The following is a 17547-nucleotide window of genomic DNA, read 5'->3' on the forward strand; positions in this document are numbered from 1 at the left end:
TGGTGATGACTGTCCCCATGCAGGCAGGCGGGGCCCGTGCCTAGCGCCCTTCCGCTGGGCGACCCGGCGCCGCCGGACGGGCTGCTGCCCGGCCAAGCGCTCGACGGCGCCGCGGCCCGGGCCTTCGGGCTCTACGTGCACATCCCGTTCTGCGCCGTGCGCTGCGGCTACTGTGACTTCAACACCTACACCGCCACGGAGCTTGGCGGCGGTGCCTCCCAGGACGCCTACGCCAGTACCGCCGTCGCCGAAGTCAACTTCGCTGCCGCGGTCCTGAGAAACAGTGGCCTGCCGGCCCGGCCGCTCAGCACGGTGTTCTTCGGCGGCGGAACGCCGACGCTGCTCCCGGCGCAAGACCTGGCCCGCATCCTCACCGCCGCCGTCAGTGCGTGGGGCCTCGAGCCCGGCGCCGAGGTCACCACGGAAGCGAACCCGGACTCGGTTACGCCCGAATCCCTGCAGTTGCTCTCCGACGCCGGTTTCACGCGTGTGTCCTTTGGCATGCAGTCCGCGGTGCCGCATGTCCTGAAGGTACTGGACCGGACCCACACCCCCAGCCGGGTGCCCGAGGCCGTCCGATGGGCCCGGGAAGCGGGCCTCGCCGTCAGTCTCGACCTGATCTACGGAACGCCGGGCGAGTCGCTGTCCGACTGGCGCTACTCGCTGGAAACGGCGTTGTCCTACGGGCCTGACCACATCAGCGCCTACGCGCTGATCGTCGAGGAGGGCACCAAGCTCGCCGCGCAGATCCGCCGCGGCGAAGTGCCGGGAATCGACGACGACGACCACGCGGCCAAATATGAACTCGCCGACGAGCTCATCTCAGCCGCCGGGCTTTCCTGGTACGAGGTCAGCAACTGGTCCCGCACCCCGGAGCAGGCCTGCCGCCACAACCTCGCCTACTGGCGCGGGGACGACTGGTGGGGGATCGGCCCCGGCGCACACTCGCACGTGGGCGGCGTGCGCTGGTGGAACGTCAAGCACCCCACTGCCTATGCCAACCGCCTGGTTTCCGGGCTGTCGCCTGCCGCCGGACGGGAAACCCTCGATTCCGAGACCCGCAACGTCGAGCGCGTCATGCTGGAAGCCCGCCTCAACTCCGGGCTGGAGATCGCCAGCCTGGGGGGACTGGGTGACACCGGCCGTCACGCCGTCGCCGGACTCATCGCCGACGGACTCGTGGACCCCGCGTCCGCCTTCCACGGCCGCCTCGTTCTGACGCTCAAAGGCCGGTTGCTCGCCGACGCCGTGGTCCGCAGGGTGCTGCCGGACTAGAGAGCTCTCGACGTTTGTCTGCCCTGTCTGACGCGGCTCGCACGATTTGTTCAGGCGCAGTGGCGCAGGAAGGATTCGGGGTAGGCGTCCTCGAGTGGCTCTGGCCAGTAAAGGTCCTCCGGGTATACCGGATCTTCCGGTTCAGCGGCGGGGAATCCGTGTGCGGCCGTGAAGAGGTGCCAGTCCGGGAAGGGGTCTTCGGGGAGTGCCTGGTCCGCGTCCGCGTCCGCATCCAGGTCCGGGAACGTGAACGTGTTCGTGTCCGTGTTCGCGTCGGTGGGTGTGGTCAGGAGGCCGGGTGGCCAGTGAGGTGGCCAGTGGGGTGGTTCCCAGTCCTGTTCTTCGCTGGGGTAGTACCGTCCCGAGGGTGAGGTCCACCCCGGTGGTTTGTCTTTGCTGGCCCCGGAGGGTGTCCACGCCGAGCCGTGTTTGAGTCTGTGGTGTCTGGGGCAGGGCTGGCCGAGGTTGGAGATCCCGGTGGTCCCTCCGTCGGCCCAGGCCAGGAGGTGGTCCGCGTCGTTATCCAGGGAGGCGTTGTTGCAGCCCGGGAACGGGCACTTCCCGTCGCGCAGGCGCAGCCACCGGCGCTGGGCTTTGGTGAGGCGGTAGCGGGTCCGGCCGATTTCCATCGGGGCCCCGTCCCGCGGGTCGGTCAGGACCCGGTAGAACGACCCTGCACCGTCCGCGATGAGGCGCCGGGCCATCGAGGGCGGGATCGGCCCGTACCCGTCCAGGACCGCCGGTTCCCCGGTGACACCCAGCAGGGACAGGACCGGGACAGTGATCAGGACCTGCGCCCGCGGCACCGGAACACCCCCGCGCCCGGCCCCCGTGTCCCCGCCCAGCCCGGTGCCGGCGAGAAGCAGGGTCGCGGCGATGTCGGCGCGCAGCTGGGCCAGGGTGCGGGCCTCGTCCGGGCCCTGCAGGGCCCGGGCGGCCGCGGTGGTCCGGTCCCAGATCCCCGCGGCGGTATCCGCCGGCAGGTACGCGGAGAACCAGGCCATCCCGTCCCGGTCCGGGCGGAACTCGACCCGCCGGTCCGCGGCACCCTTGGTATGGCGGTGTTCGATGCTGACGGGGTGGTGGCGTTCCCGCCAGGCACGTGTTTTGGCCCGGAACCGTCCCGGGACAAGCTCCCCTACCGGGCACCCCCGGGCCGGGTTCGGTGCGTCAGGGTCCAGGAAGTGCGCTTCCAGCCCCGCCGCCCCGGCCGGGTCCAGGTTGGTGGTTTCATCGACCATGATCCGGGCGTGCTGCCAGGAGATGGTCCCGGCCTGCAGTGCCGCCAGGGTCAGCGGCAGTGACGTGGTCAGTGCCTGGCAGTCGCCCAGGAACGCGTCCGCGGTCCGTTCGCTGACGGTCAGGACACCGGCGACCTCCGCGGTCACGGCCATCTCCTGGACGGAGTCCAGCAACGACGGGGGCGTCAGGAGCCGGGCGGCCCGCACATAGTCCGCGGCCAGCCGCACCTTCAACGCCGCCGTCCCCGCCTCCAGCCGCGCCACCCCCGCCAACGCATCCAGGCAATCATCGGCCAGATCCCGCAACGGATCGATGCCCCGGAACGGATCCGTGTCCCGCGGCTTCGGGCCGTCCGCGCCCGCCCCGATGAACGCAGCAAGCGCAGCCGTGGACGCGGCGACAGCCGCCACGGCCGCCCTACTCTCCCCACTCCAGGATGTGCTTCTTTCCATACCCCAAGCGTAAATCTGGGCTCCGACAAAAAGATGAGGCATCGTCACGGGTTAGCAGTCCGGCGTCGGCGAGCCTGCTGAGGCCGTCAACGGGGATTTTCGAGGCGATCCGTTGTTCCGACCCGGCCTGGAACTGACGTAAATAGCCGCGGCCGCCAAGCATCACATCACGCTGCACCAGGAGGCTTCACCGGTCACCAAACACCTCAAAGGTGGATGAGCGGGCATAAGTTCGACTGCGGCTCCAGCACCACGCATCTCCCCGGACTGCTTGCAGGTAACCAGCTGCCTGCGCTACGGTCGGCGCAGCGGGTGCAGACTGCAAGCGGTTGAGGCTGACCGTTTCGCGTGCCGCCTCCAACGCCCGACCATGACCAAGGAGCCCGATGTCACTCGTTCGCGTTCACAACTTCTCCGTCTCGCTCGACGGATTCGGTACTGGTGAGGGGCAGGAGCTGGACGCACCTTTCGGGCACGCCGGGATGCGCCTGGTCGAGTGGGCTCTTCCGACGCACACTTTCAAGCAGATGGGGCTCCACGGCGAGGAGGAGGATGGTTCCAGCGGCATAGACGAAACCTTCGCAAGCCGATGGGCCTCCGGCATTGGGGTGGAGATCATGGGCCGCAACAAGTTCGGGCCTCAGCGCGGCCCGTGGGCCGACGAGGAGTGGCAGGGCTGGTGGGGCAACAACCCGCCATTCCACACCCCGGTGATCGTCCTCACCCACCATTCACGCCCGCCACTGACTATGAACGGCGGCACTACCTTCCACTTTGTGGACGCCGAACCCGCCGAGGCGCTCGAACAGGCACGCGACCTCGCCGGCGGCCTCGACGTGCGAATCGGCGGCGGCGTCACCACGATCCGCCGGTTCCTCGATGCCGACCTGATCGACCAGATGCACATCGTTCTTATCCCGATCTTTCTCGGACGTGGCGAACGACTCTGGGACGGCCTCGAAGGACTCGAGCAACGTTTCCACATCGAGGCAGCACCCTCACCCAGCGGTGTCATCCACCTGACCTTCGCCCGACACAACCGAGCCGTCTAGCTGCCACAGTGGGGGGAACCCCATAGAAATGTTCTTGATGGCCATTGGCTGATTAGTCTTCAATGCTGACAAAGTCGGGAAGTCACTGTCGCTGGAGTGGGTGCAGAAGTCCAACGGCCGTTCCCGGATCGGTCAGCAAACCATAGCGCTCCAGGATCGGCCGTGAGTATTCTGGCCGTTCTTAAAGGCCTGTCCGGCGGGCGTCAAGGGGTTCGGGAAAAAGAAGAACGTCACCCGGACGTAGGCGGCCGCGGACAGGGTCAGTAGCGCTGGGTCCCAGAATTCCTTCCCTCTCATCCCTGAGTTCCTGAGTTCCTGAGGGGTGCTTCCTACGAGGACGTTTAAGACGACCGACGCCGTCACCAGCCGCCACGCGTCGGCGTATGTCCCTTTCGGGCATCGTCGGGCATTGCCATTTCGGCGCGCACGCCCAGGAGTCGGATGGGACGGCCCGCATCGATTCCGGCGGCGAGGTCCAAGGCCTGCGCGAGGATTTCGTTCCGGTCGGATGTCTCGGGAATCTTCCGCCCGTGGGTTGTGGTGACGAACGGTGCGTACCGGACCTTGAGGGTCAGCCCCACCACGGGCCGTCCTTCGGCCACAACATCCTCAACGACACGCGCCGTCAACTCCCGCACGGCGTCGTCCACCTGGGCGGGCTCGGTCAGGTCCCGCAGGAAGGTGGTCTCCCGGCTGTGCCCGCGGGCAACCCACGGGGTGGCCTCCACAACGCTGGCGCCGTCCCCGCGTCCGAGTTTCGCGTACCAAGGACCCATCCTGGGGCCGAACTCAGGGACCAGGTCCCGGGGGTCGGCCGCGGCGAGCTCGGCGACTGTTTTGATGCCGAGTTTGGCCAGCCGGGCCGACACCTTGGTTCCGACGCCCCACAGTTCCCTGGTGGGCCGGCTGCCCATGACGTCGAGCCAGTTCCCGGCCGTGAGACGGAAGACGCCGGCCGGCTTGCCGAACCCGGTGGCGACCTTGGCCCGGACGAGGGTGTCGCCGATGCCCACGCTGCAGTGCAACTGCGTCCGCTCCAGGACAGCGGCGTGCACCTGCCGGGCGTAGGCTTCCGGATTCTCTGTCTCAATGCCTACAAAAGCCTCATCCCAACCCAGCACCTGCACGGTGGCGCCGGGCTGCGCGCGCAGGGTAGCCATAACTGTTTCGGACGCCGCGAGGTAAGCCTCCTGATCGACGGGAAGGATCACAGCGTCGGGCACTTTCCGGGCCGCAATGCGTAAAGGCATTCCGGAACCCACACCGAACGCCCTGGCTTCGTAGGATGCGGTCGAAACCACAGCCCGTTCCATGGGGCCGCCCCGACCGCCGACAATGATCGGCCTGCCCGCAAGCTCCGGCCGCCGGAGCACCTCGACCGCCGCGATGAACTGGTCGAGATCGACATGCAGCACCCACCGGATTCCGTTCACGCCACCAGTCTGCCCTAAACCACCGCTGCAAGCACCGGCTCTCCACCGGGATGGGCCGCCGGGCATGCAGCCTCTGCTGACCTTCGTTGAACCCCCGGAAGCGCGATGGATGTACTCAGGCGGAGCGGGCGTTTCGGCCTGCGTGGCACCGGACTGCCTGGACAGTCACGCCGACGCTGAGCACGAAGCTAAGGAACAGCGCCATGAGGCCGGCCGCAGCGGCGACGTAGAAGCTTGCCGGATCAGGCACTGTATCGGCCACCGGCTCCATGTAGAACCAGATGGTGGAACCGGCGCTCACACCAAGTAGTGCGATCACGACCGTCAGGACCCAAGCGGCTACAGCAAGAATGACCATTTTCGCAACAATAGACGACTTCCTGGCTCGGAAGCGGACCCGCTCACCGGCGGCGTCCCGGCTCGCGCCGTCCTACTTGATCCAGCGAAGGTTGAACTCGTAGCGGTGCGGCTGGCCGCGGTTGACGTGGATGCCTGCCGCCACCGAGAAGCACGTCACGGCAATCCAGATGACCGTGGCCAGGACGGCGAAGATGTTGCCCACCACCGGCACGAAGACCAGCAGGTTGCACAGCAGGGCCGCAATCGTGGGCGGCAGCGTGAAATTGAGGGCTTCCTTGGACTCCTGCGCCGTGAACGGGCCGCGGTCCTTGAAGATCAGGTAAATCAGCAGCGACGGAACGCAGCCCAGGATACCGCCGAAGTGTGCCAGCGTGGCCCACTGCCGGTCCTCGTTTGCTGTCAGCGGCAGTGCATTTGCGGGAACGCCGTGGTACGGAGGCTGGCCATGGCCGGCCTGGTTGCCAGTGTGTTCGCGTGCGTCATCTGCCACGGTGTCGTCCTTCGGATTGCGCTGGTGCGTTGGTGCCTGGAATTGCCAGGGCTGCGCCTGGAGCACAGCCGCCGTACCAAGAATACTTGCTCGGGCGCGGAATGAGGGATCGGCCCGCTGGCGGGCGGACCGCGGATGCCCGCCTCAGGGAACGGTCAGGAAGTCGATGACCTCTTCCACCCGCCCCAGCAGGGAGGGCTCCAGATCCGCATAGCTGCGCACCGCACCCAGGAGCTTCTGCCAGCCCAGGCCGATGTCCTCCTTGGTGCTGTGCGGCCAGCCGAACGCCGTCAGGATGCCGGTCTTCCAGTCCATGCCACGGGGGATGACCGGCCACTTCTCGATTCCCAGCACGGCGGGCCGGATCGCCTGCCAGACGTCAACGTAGGGGTGGCCCACGATCAGCACGTTCCCGGCGGCCCCGGGGGAGGCCATCACGGCCCGGGCAATCCGGGACTCCTTGGAATCCGGCACGAGGTGGTCCACCAGCACGCCGAGCCGGCGCCCGGGGCCGGGCCGGAAGGCGGCCACAGCGCCGGCGAGGTCGTCAATGCCGTGCAGCGGCTCGACGACGATGCCCTCCACCCGGAGATCGTCACCCCAGACCCTCTCGACGAGTTCGGCGTCGTGTTTGCCTTCCACCCAGATCCGGCTTGCTTTGGCGACCTGCGCGCGCTGGCCCTCCACCCGGACGGAACCGGAGGCGGTGCGTGTTCCTGCGGCCGCCGCGGCGGCCCGGGGCGCTGGCGGCATCAGCCGGATCGGCTGTCCCTCCAGCAGGAAACCGAAGCCGAGCCGGAAGGACCGGGACTTGCCGCGGCGGTCCTCCAGGGCGACGACGTGCATGCCGCCGGACTTCTCCACCCGGGTGACAGCACCGACCCAGCCGGACTGCACATCCTCGAGCACCATTCCGCGCTCCACGGGCACCTCGGGCAGTTGGGCCTTGGCAGGGGCGGACAGGTCCTGCGGGCCCCAGTTCTGGTACGACATCGGTTTACACACTGCTTTGCACTCGGATTGCTGCGGCGGGCTGTGCCCGAAAACACCAGCCCCGGGAAGAACGCCTGGAGCGAATCCAATGCTAACAACGCGGCGACTCATATTAGACTGGTTAGCACTTAGGCATGTCGAGTGCTAATAAAAGCGTATCCGGAGCGGCCGGCGAATGGCGGCATCGGATGCGGACAGTCGAATGGAGGTGGAACGTGAGCGAACCGCGCAAACTTGAAGTGCTGCGCGCCATCGTGGAGGACTACGTCCATTCGCGGGAACCCGTCGGCTCCAAGGCCCTTGTCGAGCGGCACCACCTTGGCGTGTCCAGCGCCACGATCCGCAACGACATGGCGGCCCTGGAAGATGAGGGCCTCATTACGGCGCCGCATACCAGCGCCGGGCGTATTCCCACCGACAAGGGCTACCGGCTCTTCGTGGACCAGATTTCGGCGGTCAAGCCGCTCTCACCGGCGGAACGCCGCGCCATCCAGGCCCTGCTGGAGGGCTCCGACGATCTCGACGACGTCCTGGACAGGACGGTCCGGCTGCTGTCGCAGCTGACCCACCAGGTTGCCGTCGTGCAGTATCCCCACCTCAGCCGGGCCAGGGTGCGGCACATCGAATTCGTCCTGCTGGCGCCGCGCAAGGTGCTCGCGGTGCTGATTGCGGACACCGGCAAGGTGGAACAGCGGGTCATTGACGTGGGACAGGACCTTCCCGAGGAAGCGCTGTCCGATCTGCGGACGCGGTTCCTCGGCGGCCTCTCCGGGACACCCCTGAACCTGCTGGGGCAATCGCTGAAGTCTGTCCTTGCCACCTGCCCGCCGGCCCGGCGCGCCGACGCCCAGGCGCTGGCCCGCGGCCTGGAAGCGCTGGCCGCCAGCAGCCGCGAGGAGCGTATGGTCATGGCCGGCACCGCGAACCTGGCCCGCTCCAACGTGGACTTCCCGCTGAGCATCGGCCCGGTCCTGGAAGCCCTCGAGGAGCAGGTGGTCATGCTCCGCCTGCTGGGCGACATGGCCGCGGACCCGCGGGGCGTGACGGTCAGCATCGGCCGGGAGAACCCGTACGACGGGCTCGCGGAGGCCTCGGTGGTCGCGACCGGCTACGGACCGGACGCCACCGCGAAAGTCGGTGTCCTCGGCCCTACCCGGATGGACTATCCGACCACCATGGCCGCCGTCCGGGCAGTGGCCCGTTACCTGTCCAGGATTCTGGGCCCGTGACGGACCGCGGCCAACCGTCCGGCACCGGCAGCTAAGCACCGCACGCCCACCCCCAAATGACTTCTTGCCCCTAACCGGCAGTACAACCAGGAAGAGATACAAACTTTGAGCAGCCACTACGACGTTCTTGGAGTCTCCCGTGAAGCCACGGGCGAAGAGATCAAGAAGGCCTACCGCAAACTGGCACGGAACCTGCACCCGGATGTCAATCCCGGGGATGACGCCTCGGACCGTTTCAAGGCGGTCACGCACGCTTACGAGGTGCTGTCCGATCCGCAGAAGCGGCGGATCTACGACACCACGGGCAACGAAAACGGCACCGACAACGGCTTCGGCGGCGGCAGCTACGCCGGCCAGGGCTTCGCGTTCCAGGATATTTTCGACACGTTCTTCGGCGCCGGCGGCCAGTCCGGCCCGGCCTCCCGGGTCCGCCGCGGCCAGGACGCCCTGATCAGCGTCCGGATCGAGTTGCGCGACGCCGTCTTCGGGGTCAACAAGAAACTCGAAGTCGACACGGCCGTCACCTGCCCCACCTGCGAGGGCTCCTGCTGCCAGGAAGGCAGCCACCCGGAACGTTGCGACATCTGCGGCGGCAGCGGCCAGGTCCAGCGCGCCGTGCGCTCCATCCTCGGCCAGGTCATGACGGCGGCCCCCTGCGGTTCCTGCGGTGGCTTCGGCACCGTCATCAAGGATCCCTGCAACGAATGCGCCGGACAGGGCCGGATCCGCAGCCGGCGTTCCCTGACGGTTAAGGTTCCCGCCGGCGTCGCCACCGGCACCCGCATCCAGCTCTCCGGCCAGGGCGAGGCCGGACCCGCCGGCGGACCCGCGGGCGACCTTTATGTGGAGATCCGGGTCAACAGCGACGCCACCTACGTCCGCGACGGCGATGACCTGCACGCCAGCCTCAACATCCCCATGACGGCCGCCGCACTGGGTACCGAGGTCACCCTCGAAACCTTCGACGGCCGGCAGGAGATCGATGTCAAGGCCGGCACGCAGTCCGGCGAGGTCATCACCCTCCGCGGTCTGGGCGTCACCCACCTGCGCGGCTACGGCCGCGGCGACCTCAAGGTCCACCTGCAGGTGGACACCCCCGCCAAGCTCGACGCAGCCCAGGAGGACCTGCTCCGCCAGCTCGCGAAGCTGCGCGGCGAACAGTTCACGGAGGGCAAACTCGCCGCGAGCGGCGGGGTCTTCTCGAAGCTTCGGGACCGGCTCGGTAACCTGTAGCGGTGAGCAACCCGGTCTTCTTCGCTTCCCCCGGCAGCCTGGACGGGCTGGCTCCCGGTGACGTCTTCGTCCTTGACGGACCCGAGGCCCGCCACGCGGTCACGGTCAAGCGCCTCGCCGTGGGGGAGGGTGTGGACATCGCCGACGGTGCCGGCAAGAGGCTGACCGGCACCATAACCGCCGTCGCGCCCAACGAACTGACGGTGGAATGCTCCGGGCTTTCCGAGGAGCCCCGGCCCGGGGTCCGGCTCGTCCTGGTCCAGGCCCTCGCGAAAGGGGACCGGGACGAACTCGCCGCCGAAACCGCCACGGAACTGGGGATCGACGCCGTCGTGCCCTGGCAGGCGGAACGGTCGATTGTCCGCTGGAAGGCGGAGCGCGCGGCCAAGGCCCACGCCAAGTGGCAGTCCGTCGTCACGGCCGCCGCCAAGCAGGCGCGCCGGGCCTGGATCCCGGAGGTCCGCCCGGCCGTTGACGGCGCCGGGCTGCAGGCGGCAGTGGCCGCTGCCGATCTCGCCGTCATCCTGCACGAGGACGCCGTGCGGCCACTGCGGCAGGTGCTGGAGGCCTGGCGGGGTGCCCTGCCGGCCGGTGAAGCAGACGGGGGACGCGAGGTGCTGCTGATCGTGGGCCCCGAGGGGGGCATCAGCCCCCGGGAAGTCACCAGGCTCTGCGACGCCGGTGCAGTGACGGCCCTGCTGGGGAACCACGTGCTGCGCTCTTCCACGGCCGGTCCGGCGGCAACGGTCCTCGCCAGCGACATCCTGGGCCGCTGGTAGCGGCTGCCGCGCCGGCCCGGCAGCTGCGAAGCGAGCCGGCCAGCCAGCCAGCCGGTTACTTAGCCGGTTACTTAACCGTGAACCCGCGGGTGTCGACGTTCAAATCCTCGGCCGGGTTGCCGTCCTCAAACTGGGAAACCCGCACCTCGTAGTTGCCCGGCGCCAGATTGACCGACAGGCTGAAGGCACCCGATTGTCCGGCCTCAGCCGAGGCGGTCATCGTCCCGTTCAGGTACGAGGTCTTGGCGCTGCCGTCGGTGCGCAGGACCTCCCACCGAAGCTTGCCGCCCGCGGCGGTGCTCCGGCCGGAGATCTTGACCGCGCCGTCCGCCACCGAAGTCCCTTCCTGCGGATCAATGATCCACACCGGGGCGACCATCCCGGCGCTGCGTGCGGTCGGGGAACCGAGGCGGACGTGGTTGAAGGCAACAAAGTCGGTATGCCCGTCCACCAGCACCACCACCTGGATCTGCTGGCCGGAGTCGATCAGTCCCGCGCTGGCAGCTGCCGCCGTGGCGGTGTAGACGAGCTGCTGGACCGCGCGCTCGGCCATGGCAGGATCGACGTTGCTGTTGAAAGCGTCCGCCGAGAGGTCCACCGTGATGACGTTCTTGCCCGAAATGGAGCTCGCCAGCTTTTTCGGGTTCTGCCACGGAGTGAAGAAATCCGGGTCAAGGGGTTTCTGGGACATCATGACGCGGAGCGCCCTCGTGACCGGGTTGTCCTGTTCCGGAACATCACGGAACTCCCGGTAAAGAAACGTTTTGTCGTTGCTTCGCCCGATCCAGTAGACCGGAGCCTTGTTGGACGCCTGCGTGGTTTCCAACGGCGCGCTCGTGGTCGGCGCCTGGGCGGACAGGACCTGCGAAGGAGAGCCGGCGTCCGTGATGCCGGGCTGGGGAGTGGCCACGCAGCCGGAGAGTGTCAGCGCGGCGGGCAGCATCAGAAGCAGCAGGGCCGGACGTAGCCGCCTGCCTGCTGTGATCTGGTCAACCCTGCGGTGCCTGATTGCGCTGCCCTTTCAGCTTGGTTTTCCTCTGGCCCAACTGTGTGCCGGCTGGCTGGAAATCCCATGCCAACGTCCGATTTCCAGCATGGCACACGGCCCCTGCGCCAAAGGGTGGATTCAGCCGGCAGACCGGAACTGCAACGGGAACGATATGAGGCCGATACGAAGTTGATACCTAAATGCGGGAATCCCGTCATGTGGGGGGTCAAAGGGCCGCCGGCAGCGCGGCGTGCGGAGGCCTCCACTGGCGTAGGATAAGAGGACCCGCTGACAACCGGAACCAGAAGGCGAGCACCGCCGTCGGGCCGGATCACGGGACAGACCATTTCCTTGACTGGAGGGGACCAGAGGCCCGCGGGCCAACACCATGACTGAAGCAGCGAACGGCAAGGCCCGGATCAGCGCCGGAGAGCGCTCCGCAGGGGAATTCCCCCACTCCCTACCAGGGCTGCGGACGGAGGTAGTCCTGTTCGACAGCTCCGACCAGATGGTCCAGTCCCTCGGCAGTCATGACGAAGCACTGCGTTTCATCGAGACCCAGTTCCCGTCCGTCGACTTCCATGTCCGCGGCAACGAGCTCGCCATCAGCGGGCCGGCTGCGGACGTGCCGCGGATCATGCGCCTGCTCAACGAGGTCCGGGGCCTCGTCGCCCGGGGCACCATCATCACTCCCGCCGTCCTGCAGCAGCTCGTGTCCATGCTCCGGAGCCAGTCGCTGCAGAACCCGGTCGAGGTGCTCACCCACAACATCCTTTCGAGCCGCGGCAAGACCATCCGGCCGAAGACGCTGAACCAGAAGAACTACGTGGACGCGATTGACGACAACACGGTGATCTTCGGGATCGGGCCGGCCGGCACCGGCAAGACGTACCTGGCGATGGCCAAGGCCGTCCAGGCCCTGCAGCAAAAGGAAGTCACACGGATCATCCTGACCCGTCCCGCCGTCGAGGCGGGGGAGCGGCTGGGATTCCTGCCCGGCACCCTCAGCGACAAGATCGACCCGTACCTGCGCCCGCTCTATGACGCGCTGCATGAAATGATGGACCCCGAATCCATCCCGCGGCTGATCGCCGCCGGCACCATTGAGGTCGCCCCGCTGGCCTACATGCGCGGGCGCACACTCAACGACGCCTTCATCATCCTGGACGAGGCCCAGAACACCACGCCGGAGCAGATGAAGATGTTCCTCACCCGTCTGGGCTTCGGCTCCAAGATGGTGGTCACCGGCGACGTCACGCAGGTGGACCTGCCCTTCGGGACCCGGTCGGGCCTGCGGATCGTGGAGGACATCCTGCAGGGCATCGAGGACGTCAACTTCACCATCCTGGACGCCTCCGACGTCGTCCGGCACCGCCTGGTGGGCGACATCGTCAACGCCTACAGCGTCTGGGACGAGATCCAGCGGAACCGGGTCAAGCATTCCGTGGCCCGCGACAAGCGGGGAGAGCACGCATGAGCATCGAGGTCAACAACGAATCCGGCGTCACGGTCGATGAGGCCCAGCTGGTGCAGCTCTCCCGGTTCATTTTCGAGCGGCTCTTCATCCACCCGCAGGCCGAGCTGTCGATCCTGCTCGTGGACGAGCCGGCCATGGAGAAGCTGCACCTCGAGCTGATGGACGAGCCCGGCTCCACCGACGTGCTCTCGGTGCCCATGGACGAGCTGACGCCGGGCACCCCGGACAAACCCACACCCCAGGGCATGCTCGGTGACATCGCCATCTGCCCGCAGGTCGCGGAGGTCCAGGCTATCAATGCCGGCCATTCCACCCAGGACGAAATGTTGCTGCTCACCACCCACGGCATCCTGCACCTGCTCGGCTTCGACCACGCCGAGCCGGAGGAGAGGGAGGAGATGTTCGGCCTGCAGCGCGAACTTCTCTCAGCCTTCACCGGCCGGGACGCCCCGTCCGAGACGATTCAGTGACGCCACTGATCCTTGCCGGCATGGCGCTGGTGTTTCTTGGCTTTGCCGCTTTCCTGACTGCGGCTGAATCAGCTTTCAACTATCTGTCGCGGCATGATGCCGAAGCCGCGATCCTGCACAGCCGCGGCAACGCGCTCAAGCGCATCATGGCCCAGCCCGTGGCGCACATGCGGTCCCTTCGCTTTTGGCGCATCTGGTTCGAAATGGCCTCCGCCGTCGCCGTGACGGTGCTGCTGACCAGTCTGCTTGACAACGTCTGGATCTCGGGGCTGATCGCCACCGGAATCATGGCGCTGCTCGGCTTCGTGATCGTTGGCGTGTCCCCGCGGCAGATCGGCCGGGTGCATCCGGCCGGCCTGGTCCGCTTCAGCGCCCCGCTGATCCGCTGGCTGTACTGGGTGCTGGGACCGATTCCCGGCTGGCTCGTCAACGTGGGCAGCGCCGTGGCCCCCGGCGCCCCGGCCGACAACGAGGCCTTCTTCAGCGAAGAGGAATTCCGGGAACTCGTGGACCGCGCCACGGAGTCGGACGTGATCGAGGACAACGAGGCCGAGCTGATCCAGTCGGTCTTCGACTTCGGTGACACCCTGGTCCGCTCGGTCATGGTGCCGCGGACCGACATCCTCAGCATCGACTCGGGATCAAGCCTGCACCGGGCGATGTCGCTGTTCCTGCGCTCGGGCTATTCCCGGATCCCCGTCATCGGCGAGAACACGGACCAGGTCCTCGGCATCGTCTACCTCAAGGACGTCGCAGCGGCCATCCACAACCTCGGCCCCGGCGAGGAGCCCCCGGTCGTTGACGAACTCGCCCGCGAGGTGCGCTACGTGCCGGACTCCAAACCGGTGAGCGAACTGCTGCGTGAACTGCAGAAGGAATCGACCCATGTCGCCATCGTGATCGACGAGTACGGCGGCACCGCCGGGCTCGTCACGCTCGAGGACCTGATCGAGGAAATCGTCGGCGAGATCGTCGACGAGTACGACACCGAAAGCGCGGAGGCGGTGGAACTCGGTGACGGAAGCTACCGGGTCAGCGCGCGGATGAGCATCGATGACCTCGGCGAACTCTTCGACCTGGAGCTCGACGACGACGAAGTGGACACCGTGGGCGGCCTGCTCGCCAAGGCCCTCGGCCGGGTGCCGATCGTCGGCAGCACCGTCGAGGTCCACGGGCTGTCCCTCCGCGCCGACCGGCTCGAGGGCCGGCGGAACCGCGTCAGCCACATCATTGCGGCCGCCGTACCAAAAGAAGAAACTGACCTTGAAGACCTTCTCGACGAGGCCGCACCAATCCAACAGGGAGTCTCACGTGAGCAAGCAGAATAAGTCCGACGGCGAAGCGGCCTACGGCGGCTACCGGGCAGGTTTCGCGGTGCTGGTTGGGCGGCCCAACGCCGGCAAATCCACCCTGACCAACGCCCTGGTCGGGCAGAAGGTCGCGATCACCTCGGCCAAGCCGCAGACCACGCGCCACACCATCCGCGGCATCGTGCACCGGGACGACGCGCAGCTGATCCTGGTGGACACCCCGGGGCTGCACCGTCCGCGCACCCTGCTGGGGAAGCGGCTGAACGAACTCGTCGCCGACACCCTCGCGGAGGTCGACGCGATCGGCTTCTGCCTGCCGGCCAACGAGAAGATCGGCCCGGGCGACAAGTTCATCGCCGCCCAGCTCGCCGCCCTCGGCAACAAGCCGATCATCGCCATCGTGACGAAGTCCGACACGGTGGACCGGCAGGCCCTCACCGAGCAGCTGCTCGCCGTCGACACCCTGGGCCGCGAGGTCCTCGGCGAGGAGGGCTGGAAGGACATCGTCCCGGTCTCCGCCACCGACGGGTTCCAGGTCGGGACCCTCGCCGACGTGCTGATCGGCCACATGCCGCCGTCGCCGCCGCTGTACCCGGACGGTCACCTCACGGACGAGCCGGAAGCCATCATGATCGCCGAGCTCATCCGGGAGGCGGCCCTCGAAGGCGTCCGCGACGAGCTGCCGCACTCCCTCGCGGTCGTCGTCGATGAGATTGTTCCGCGGGAAGGCCGGCCCGAGGACCGGCCCTTCCTCGACGTCCGGGTCAACCTGTACGTGGAACGCCCCTCACAGAAGGCCATCATCATCGGCAAGGGCGGCGCCCGGCTCCGCGACGTCGGCACCACCGCCCGCAAGGCGATCGAGGCGCTGCTCGGCGCCCGCATCTACCTGGACCTGCACGTGAAGGTCGCCAAGGACTGGCAGCGTGACCCGAAACAGCTTGTGAAGCTCGGCTTCTAGGCCCGCCGCCAGCCGCAGGCGGCGCCCGCGGCGCTCCGATGGGGCGCCGCCATCGGGGAATTCCCAGATTCGGCCTCTAAAATGGGCGGACCCCTTTCGTGAAAGAAGGCTCAACTGTGTCTCGACCCCGTGAAGACCGTGCAGACGGAACCGGAAACCCGGTTCGGTCAGGTTCTGCTGCCCGGCACACGGATGATCCGGCTCTCGGTCCGGCCCGGCACCTGGGTGCGCTCCGCGGCATGCCCGGGTGGCTGAAGATCGGCGCGGCCGTCGTATCCATCCTGCTCGTTGGTGTCCTTGCGTTCGGTGCCTACTGGGTTATCCGCCTGCAGGGCAATATCAGCAAGGAAGCACTCTCGGCCGGCAGCGGCAAGAGTGAGGGTGCGGTGGACGACTCACGGGACCGGATGCAGATCCTGGTTCTGGGCTCGGATACCCGTGACGGGAAGAACTCCCAGTACGGCACGTCCGACGACGCCACCGGTTACGGGCACTCCGACGTCATGATGCTGCTGGACATCTCGGCGGACAACAAGCGCGTCAACGTGGTCAGTTTCCCCCGAGACCTGCTCGTGGATACCCCGAAATGCACGGACCAGAAGACCAAGAGGGAATTCCCGGCGCAGAAGAACGTCATGATCAACGCGGCGATGTCTGAAGCCGGCATTGGCTGTGCCGTGGATACGGTCAACAAACTCACCGGCCTGGAGATCGACCACTTCATGATGGCGGACTTCAACGCCGTCAAGGAACTCTCAAACGCCGTGGGCGGCGTCGAGGTCTGCATCAGCGACGCCGTGTATGACCCGGACTCGAAACTGCGCCTGCCCAAGGGAACCTCCACGGTCCAGGGCGAGCAGGCGCTGGCGTTCCTGCGCACCCGGCACGCCTTTGCCGACGGCGGCGACCTGGGCAGGATCAAGGCGCAGCAGGGGTTCCTGTCCGCGCTGACGCGCAAGATGAAGGATGACGGGACGATGTCCAACCCCGGCAAGATGCTGGAAATCGCCGACGTCGTCACCAAGAACCTGACCATCGACGACGGGCTCGCCTCCATCCCGACCCTGCTGACGGTCGGGAACCGGCTGAAGAACATCGACCTCGGCAAGGTCGCCTTCGTGGCGGTCCCGACGGTTCCGGCGGCCAGCGACCCGAACCGCCTGCAGGTGGCGGAGCCCGCAGCATCCCAGCTCTTCGCCGCAATGCGCAAGGACATCGACCTGACGGACCCGACGGCGACGCCAAGCCCCTCCGCCTCCCCGGACGCCAGCGCCAGTGCCAGCGCCGCGCCGACACCCAGCGAGACGGCGCCCGCCTACGACAAGACGCTGCAGCCCATCACGGTGGCGAACGGTTCCGGGGCCCCGGCGCGGACCCAGGAGATCATCCAGGCCCTCACCGCCGGCGGGTTCACCCAGCTCGCGCAGCTGGCCGCCCGGCCGGCCACGGCCACTGCGGTCTACTACGGTGCGGGCTTCGAGGATGTCGCCGCCGACGTGGCCGCGCTGCTGGGGATTCCGGCGGCGCAGGTGCTGCCGGCCGCCGGAGTCGCCGGCGTCCAGGTCTACCTGGGCAGCGACCTCGTGGGAGGCACCCCGAGCGGGGACGCCCCGGTGGAACTTCCCTCGGACATCGTCAACCAGACCGCCGGTGACGTCGTCTGCCAGCAGGCCAACCCGGAGCTCATCGTCCGCTAGGGTCCATTACCAGGGACCCCGGACCCAAAGAAGGGCCGGCCGCGGGAACTTTCCCGCGGCCGGCCCTTCTTTGTGGCCGGCCCTTACTCGTAGCCGGCTACTTGTT

Annotated in this window: 16 protein-coding genes; 10 read left to right on the top strand and 6 right to left on the bottom strand. The window is 67.5% G+C overall.

Annotated elements, in window-relative coordinates:
• Positions 1 to 36: 36 nt before the first annotated feature.
• Positions 37 to 1275 (top strand): radical SAM family heme chaperone HemW, encoded by a 1239-nt coding sequence (hemW, locus tag AC1MFL_RS18460; RefSeq protein WP_479811809.1) that lies wholly within the window; start codon positions 37 to 39, stop codon positions 1273 to 1275.
• Positions 1276 to 1325: 50 nt separating this feature from the next.
• Here hemW and AC1MFL_RS18465 read toward each other — a convergent pair whose 3' ends face one another.
• Positions 1326 to 2969 (bottom strand): HNH endonuclease signature motif containing protein, encoded by a 1644-nt coding sequence (locus AC1MFL_RS18465; protein ID WP_479811811.1) that lies wholly within the window; start codon positions 2967 to 2969, stop codon positions 1326 to 1328.
• 386 nt (positions 2970 to 3355) lie between these two features.
• On the opposite strand from AC1MFL_RS18465, the gene AC1MFL_RS18470 reads away from it, so the two are divergent.
• Positions 3356 to 4021 carry a dihydrofolate reductase family protein gene (locus AC1MFL_RS18470; RefSeq protein ID WP_479811813.1) on the top strand — a complete coding sequence of 222 codons (666 nt, stop codon included), beginning with the start codon at positions 3356 to 3358 and terminating at the stop codon, positions 4019 to 4021.
• Between the two features lie 359 nt (positions 4022 to 4380).
• Here AC1MFL_RS18470 and AC1MFL_RS18475 read toward each other — a convergent pair whose 3' ends face one another.
• The 4 genes from AC1MFL_RS18475 to AC1MFL_RS18490 form a co-directional block, all read right to left on the bottom strand.
• On the bottom strand, positions 4381 to 5454 hold the full coding sequence (locus tag AC1MFL_RS18475; protein WP_479811815.1) for a DNA polymerase IV: 1074 nt from the start codon (positions 5452 to 5454) through the stop codon (positions 4381 to 4383).
• A 115-nt stretch (positions 5455 to 5569) separates the two neighbouring features.
• Positions 5570 to 5812 carry a hypothetical protein gene (locus AC1MFL_RS18480; RefSeq protein WP_479811817.1) on the bottom strand — a complete coding sequence of 81 codons (243 nt, stop codon included), beginning with the start codon at positions 5810 to 5812 and terminating at the stop codon, positions 5570 to 5572.
• A gap of 72 nt (positions 5813 to 5884) precedes the next feature.
• Complete coding sequence (locus tag AC1MFL_RS18485) at positions 5885 to 6304, bottom strand: DUF4870 domain-containing protein (RefSeq protein WP_226761841.1); 420 nt, start codon at positions 6302 to 6304, stop codon at positions 5885 to 5887.
• Positions 6305 to 6448: 144 nt separating this feature from the next.
• Positions 6449 to 7297, bottom strand: a complete 849-nt coding sequence (locus AC1MFL_RS18490) for a DUF3097 domain-containing protein (protein ID WP_479811819.1) — start codon at positions 7295 to 7297, stop codon at positions 6449 to 6451.
• A gap of 215 nt (positions 7298 to 7512) precedes the next feature.
• Here AC1MFL_RS18490 and hrcA point away from each other — a divergent pair, with 215 nt between their 5' ends.
• From hrcA to AC1MFL_RS18505, 3 genes are all read left to right on the top strand, one after another.
• Positions 7513 to 8526, top strand: coding sequence for a heat-inducible transcriptional repressor HrcA (hrcA, locus tag AC1MFL_RS18495; RefSeq protein WP_301227578.1), 1014 nt, complete (start codon positions 7513 to 7515; stop codon positions 8524 to 8526).
• A 105-nt stretch (positions 8527 to 8631) separates the two neighbouring features.
• The gene (dnaJ, locus tag AC1MFL_RS18500) at positions 8632 to 9759 is read left to right on the top strand and encodes a molecular chaperone DnaJ (RefSeq protein WP_301227580.1); all 1128 of its coding nucleotides are present in this window, start codon (positions 8632 to 8634) and stop codon (positions 9757 to 9759) included.
• A 2-nt stretch (positions 9760 to 9761) separates the two neighbouring features.
• Positions 9762 to 10538: a 16S rRNA (uracil(1498)-N(3))-methyltransferase gene (locus AC1MFL_RS18505; RefSeq protein ID WP_479811822.1), complete on the top strand. Its 777-nt coding sequence runs from the start codon at positions 9762 to 9764 to the stop codon at positions 10536 to 10538.
• 67 nt (positions 10539 to 10605) lie between these two features.
• On the opposite strand, the gene AC1MFL_RS18510 is transcribed toward AC1MFL_RS18505, so the two are convergent.
• Entirely contained in the window at positions 10606 to 11481 is an 876-nt protein-coding gene (locus AC1MFL_RS18510) for a GerMN domain-containing protein (protein ID WP_479811824.1), read from the bottom strand.
• Positions 11482 to 11914: 433 nt separating this feature from the next.
• Here AC1MFL_RS18510 and AC1MFL_RS18515 point away from each other — a divergent pair, with 433 nt between their 5' ends.
• The 5 genes from AC1MFL_RS18515 (at position 11915) to AC1MFL_RS18535 (ending at position 17441) form a co-directional block, all read left to right on the top strand.
• Complete coding sequence (locus AC1MFL_RS18515) at positions 11915 to 13003, top strand: PhoH family protein (protein WP_226761836.1); 1089 nt, start codon at positions 11915 to 11917, stop codon at positions 13001 to 13003.
• Positions 13000 to 13473, top strand: a complete 474-nt coding sequence (gene ybeY, locus AC1MFL_RS18520) for an rRNA maturation RNase YbeY (protein ID WP_479811826.1) — start codon at positions 13000 to 13002, stop codon at positions 13471 to 13473. Before AC1MFL_RS18515 ends, ybeY begins: the two co-directional genes overlap by 4 nt.
• The gene (locus tag AC1MFL_RS18525; RefSeq protein WP_479811828.1) at positions 13470 to 14801 is read left to right on the top strand and encodes a hemolysin family protein; all 1332 of its coding nucleotides are present in this window, start codon (positions 13470 to 13472) and stop codon (positions 14799 to 14801) included. Before ybeY ends, AC1MFL_RS18525 begins: the two co-directional genes overlap by 4 nt.
• Entirely contained in the window at positions 14785 to 15744 is a 960-nt protein-coding gene (era, locus tag AC1MFL_RS18530) for a GTPase Era (RefSeq protein ID WP_479811830.1), read from the top strand. The genes AC1MFL_RS18525 and era overlap by 17 nt, the downstream gene beginning before the upstream one ends.
• A gap of 116 nt (positions 15745 to 15860) precedes the next feature.
• Positions 15861 to 17441: an LCP family protein gene (locus AC1MFL_RS18535; RefSeq protein ID WP_479811832.1), complete on the top strand. Its 1581-nt coding sequence runs from the start codon at positions 15861 to 15863 to the stop codon at positions 17439 to 17441.
• The last annotated feature ends 106 nt before the right edge of the window (positions 17442 to 17547 follow it).

This window comes from Arthrobacter sp. BG3 (genome assembly GCF_056680185.1).

Coding starts and splice junctions, on each gene's coding strand:
- AC1MFL_RS18465 (WP_479811811.1), bottom strand. CDS start 2,969: ATGGAAAGAAGCACATCCTGGAGTGGGGAGAGTAGGGCGGCCGTGGCG.
- AC1MFL_RS18470 (WP_479811813.1), top strand. CDS start 3,356: ATGTCACTCGTTCGCGTTCACAACTTCTCCGTCTCGCTCGACGGATTC.
- AC1MFL_RS18480 (WP_479811817.1), bottom strand. CDS start 5,812: ATGGTCATTCTTGCTGTAGCCGCTTGGGTCCTGACGGTCGTGATCGCA.
- AC1MFL_RS18490 (WP_479811819.1), bottom strand. CDS start 7,297: ATGTCGTACCAGAACTGGGGCCCGCAGGACCTGTCCGCCCCTGCCAAG.
- AC1MFL_RS18510 (WP_479811824.1), bottom strand. CDS start 11,481: ATGCTGCCCGCCGCGCTGACACTCTCCGGCTGCGTGGCCACTCCCCAG.
- AC1MFL_RS18515 (WP_226761836.1), top strand. CDS start 11,915: ATGACTGAAGCAGCGAACGGCAAGGCCCGGATCAGCGCCGGAGAGCGC.
- ybeY (WP_479811826.1), top strand. CDS start 13,000: ATGAGCATCGAGGTCAACAACGAATCCGGCGTCACGGTCGATGAGGCC.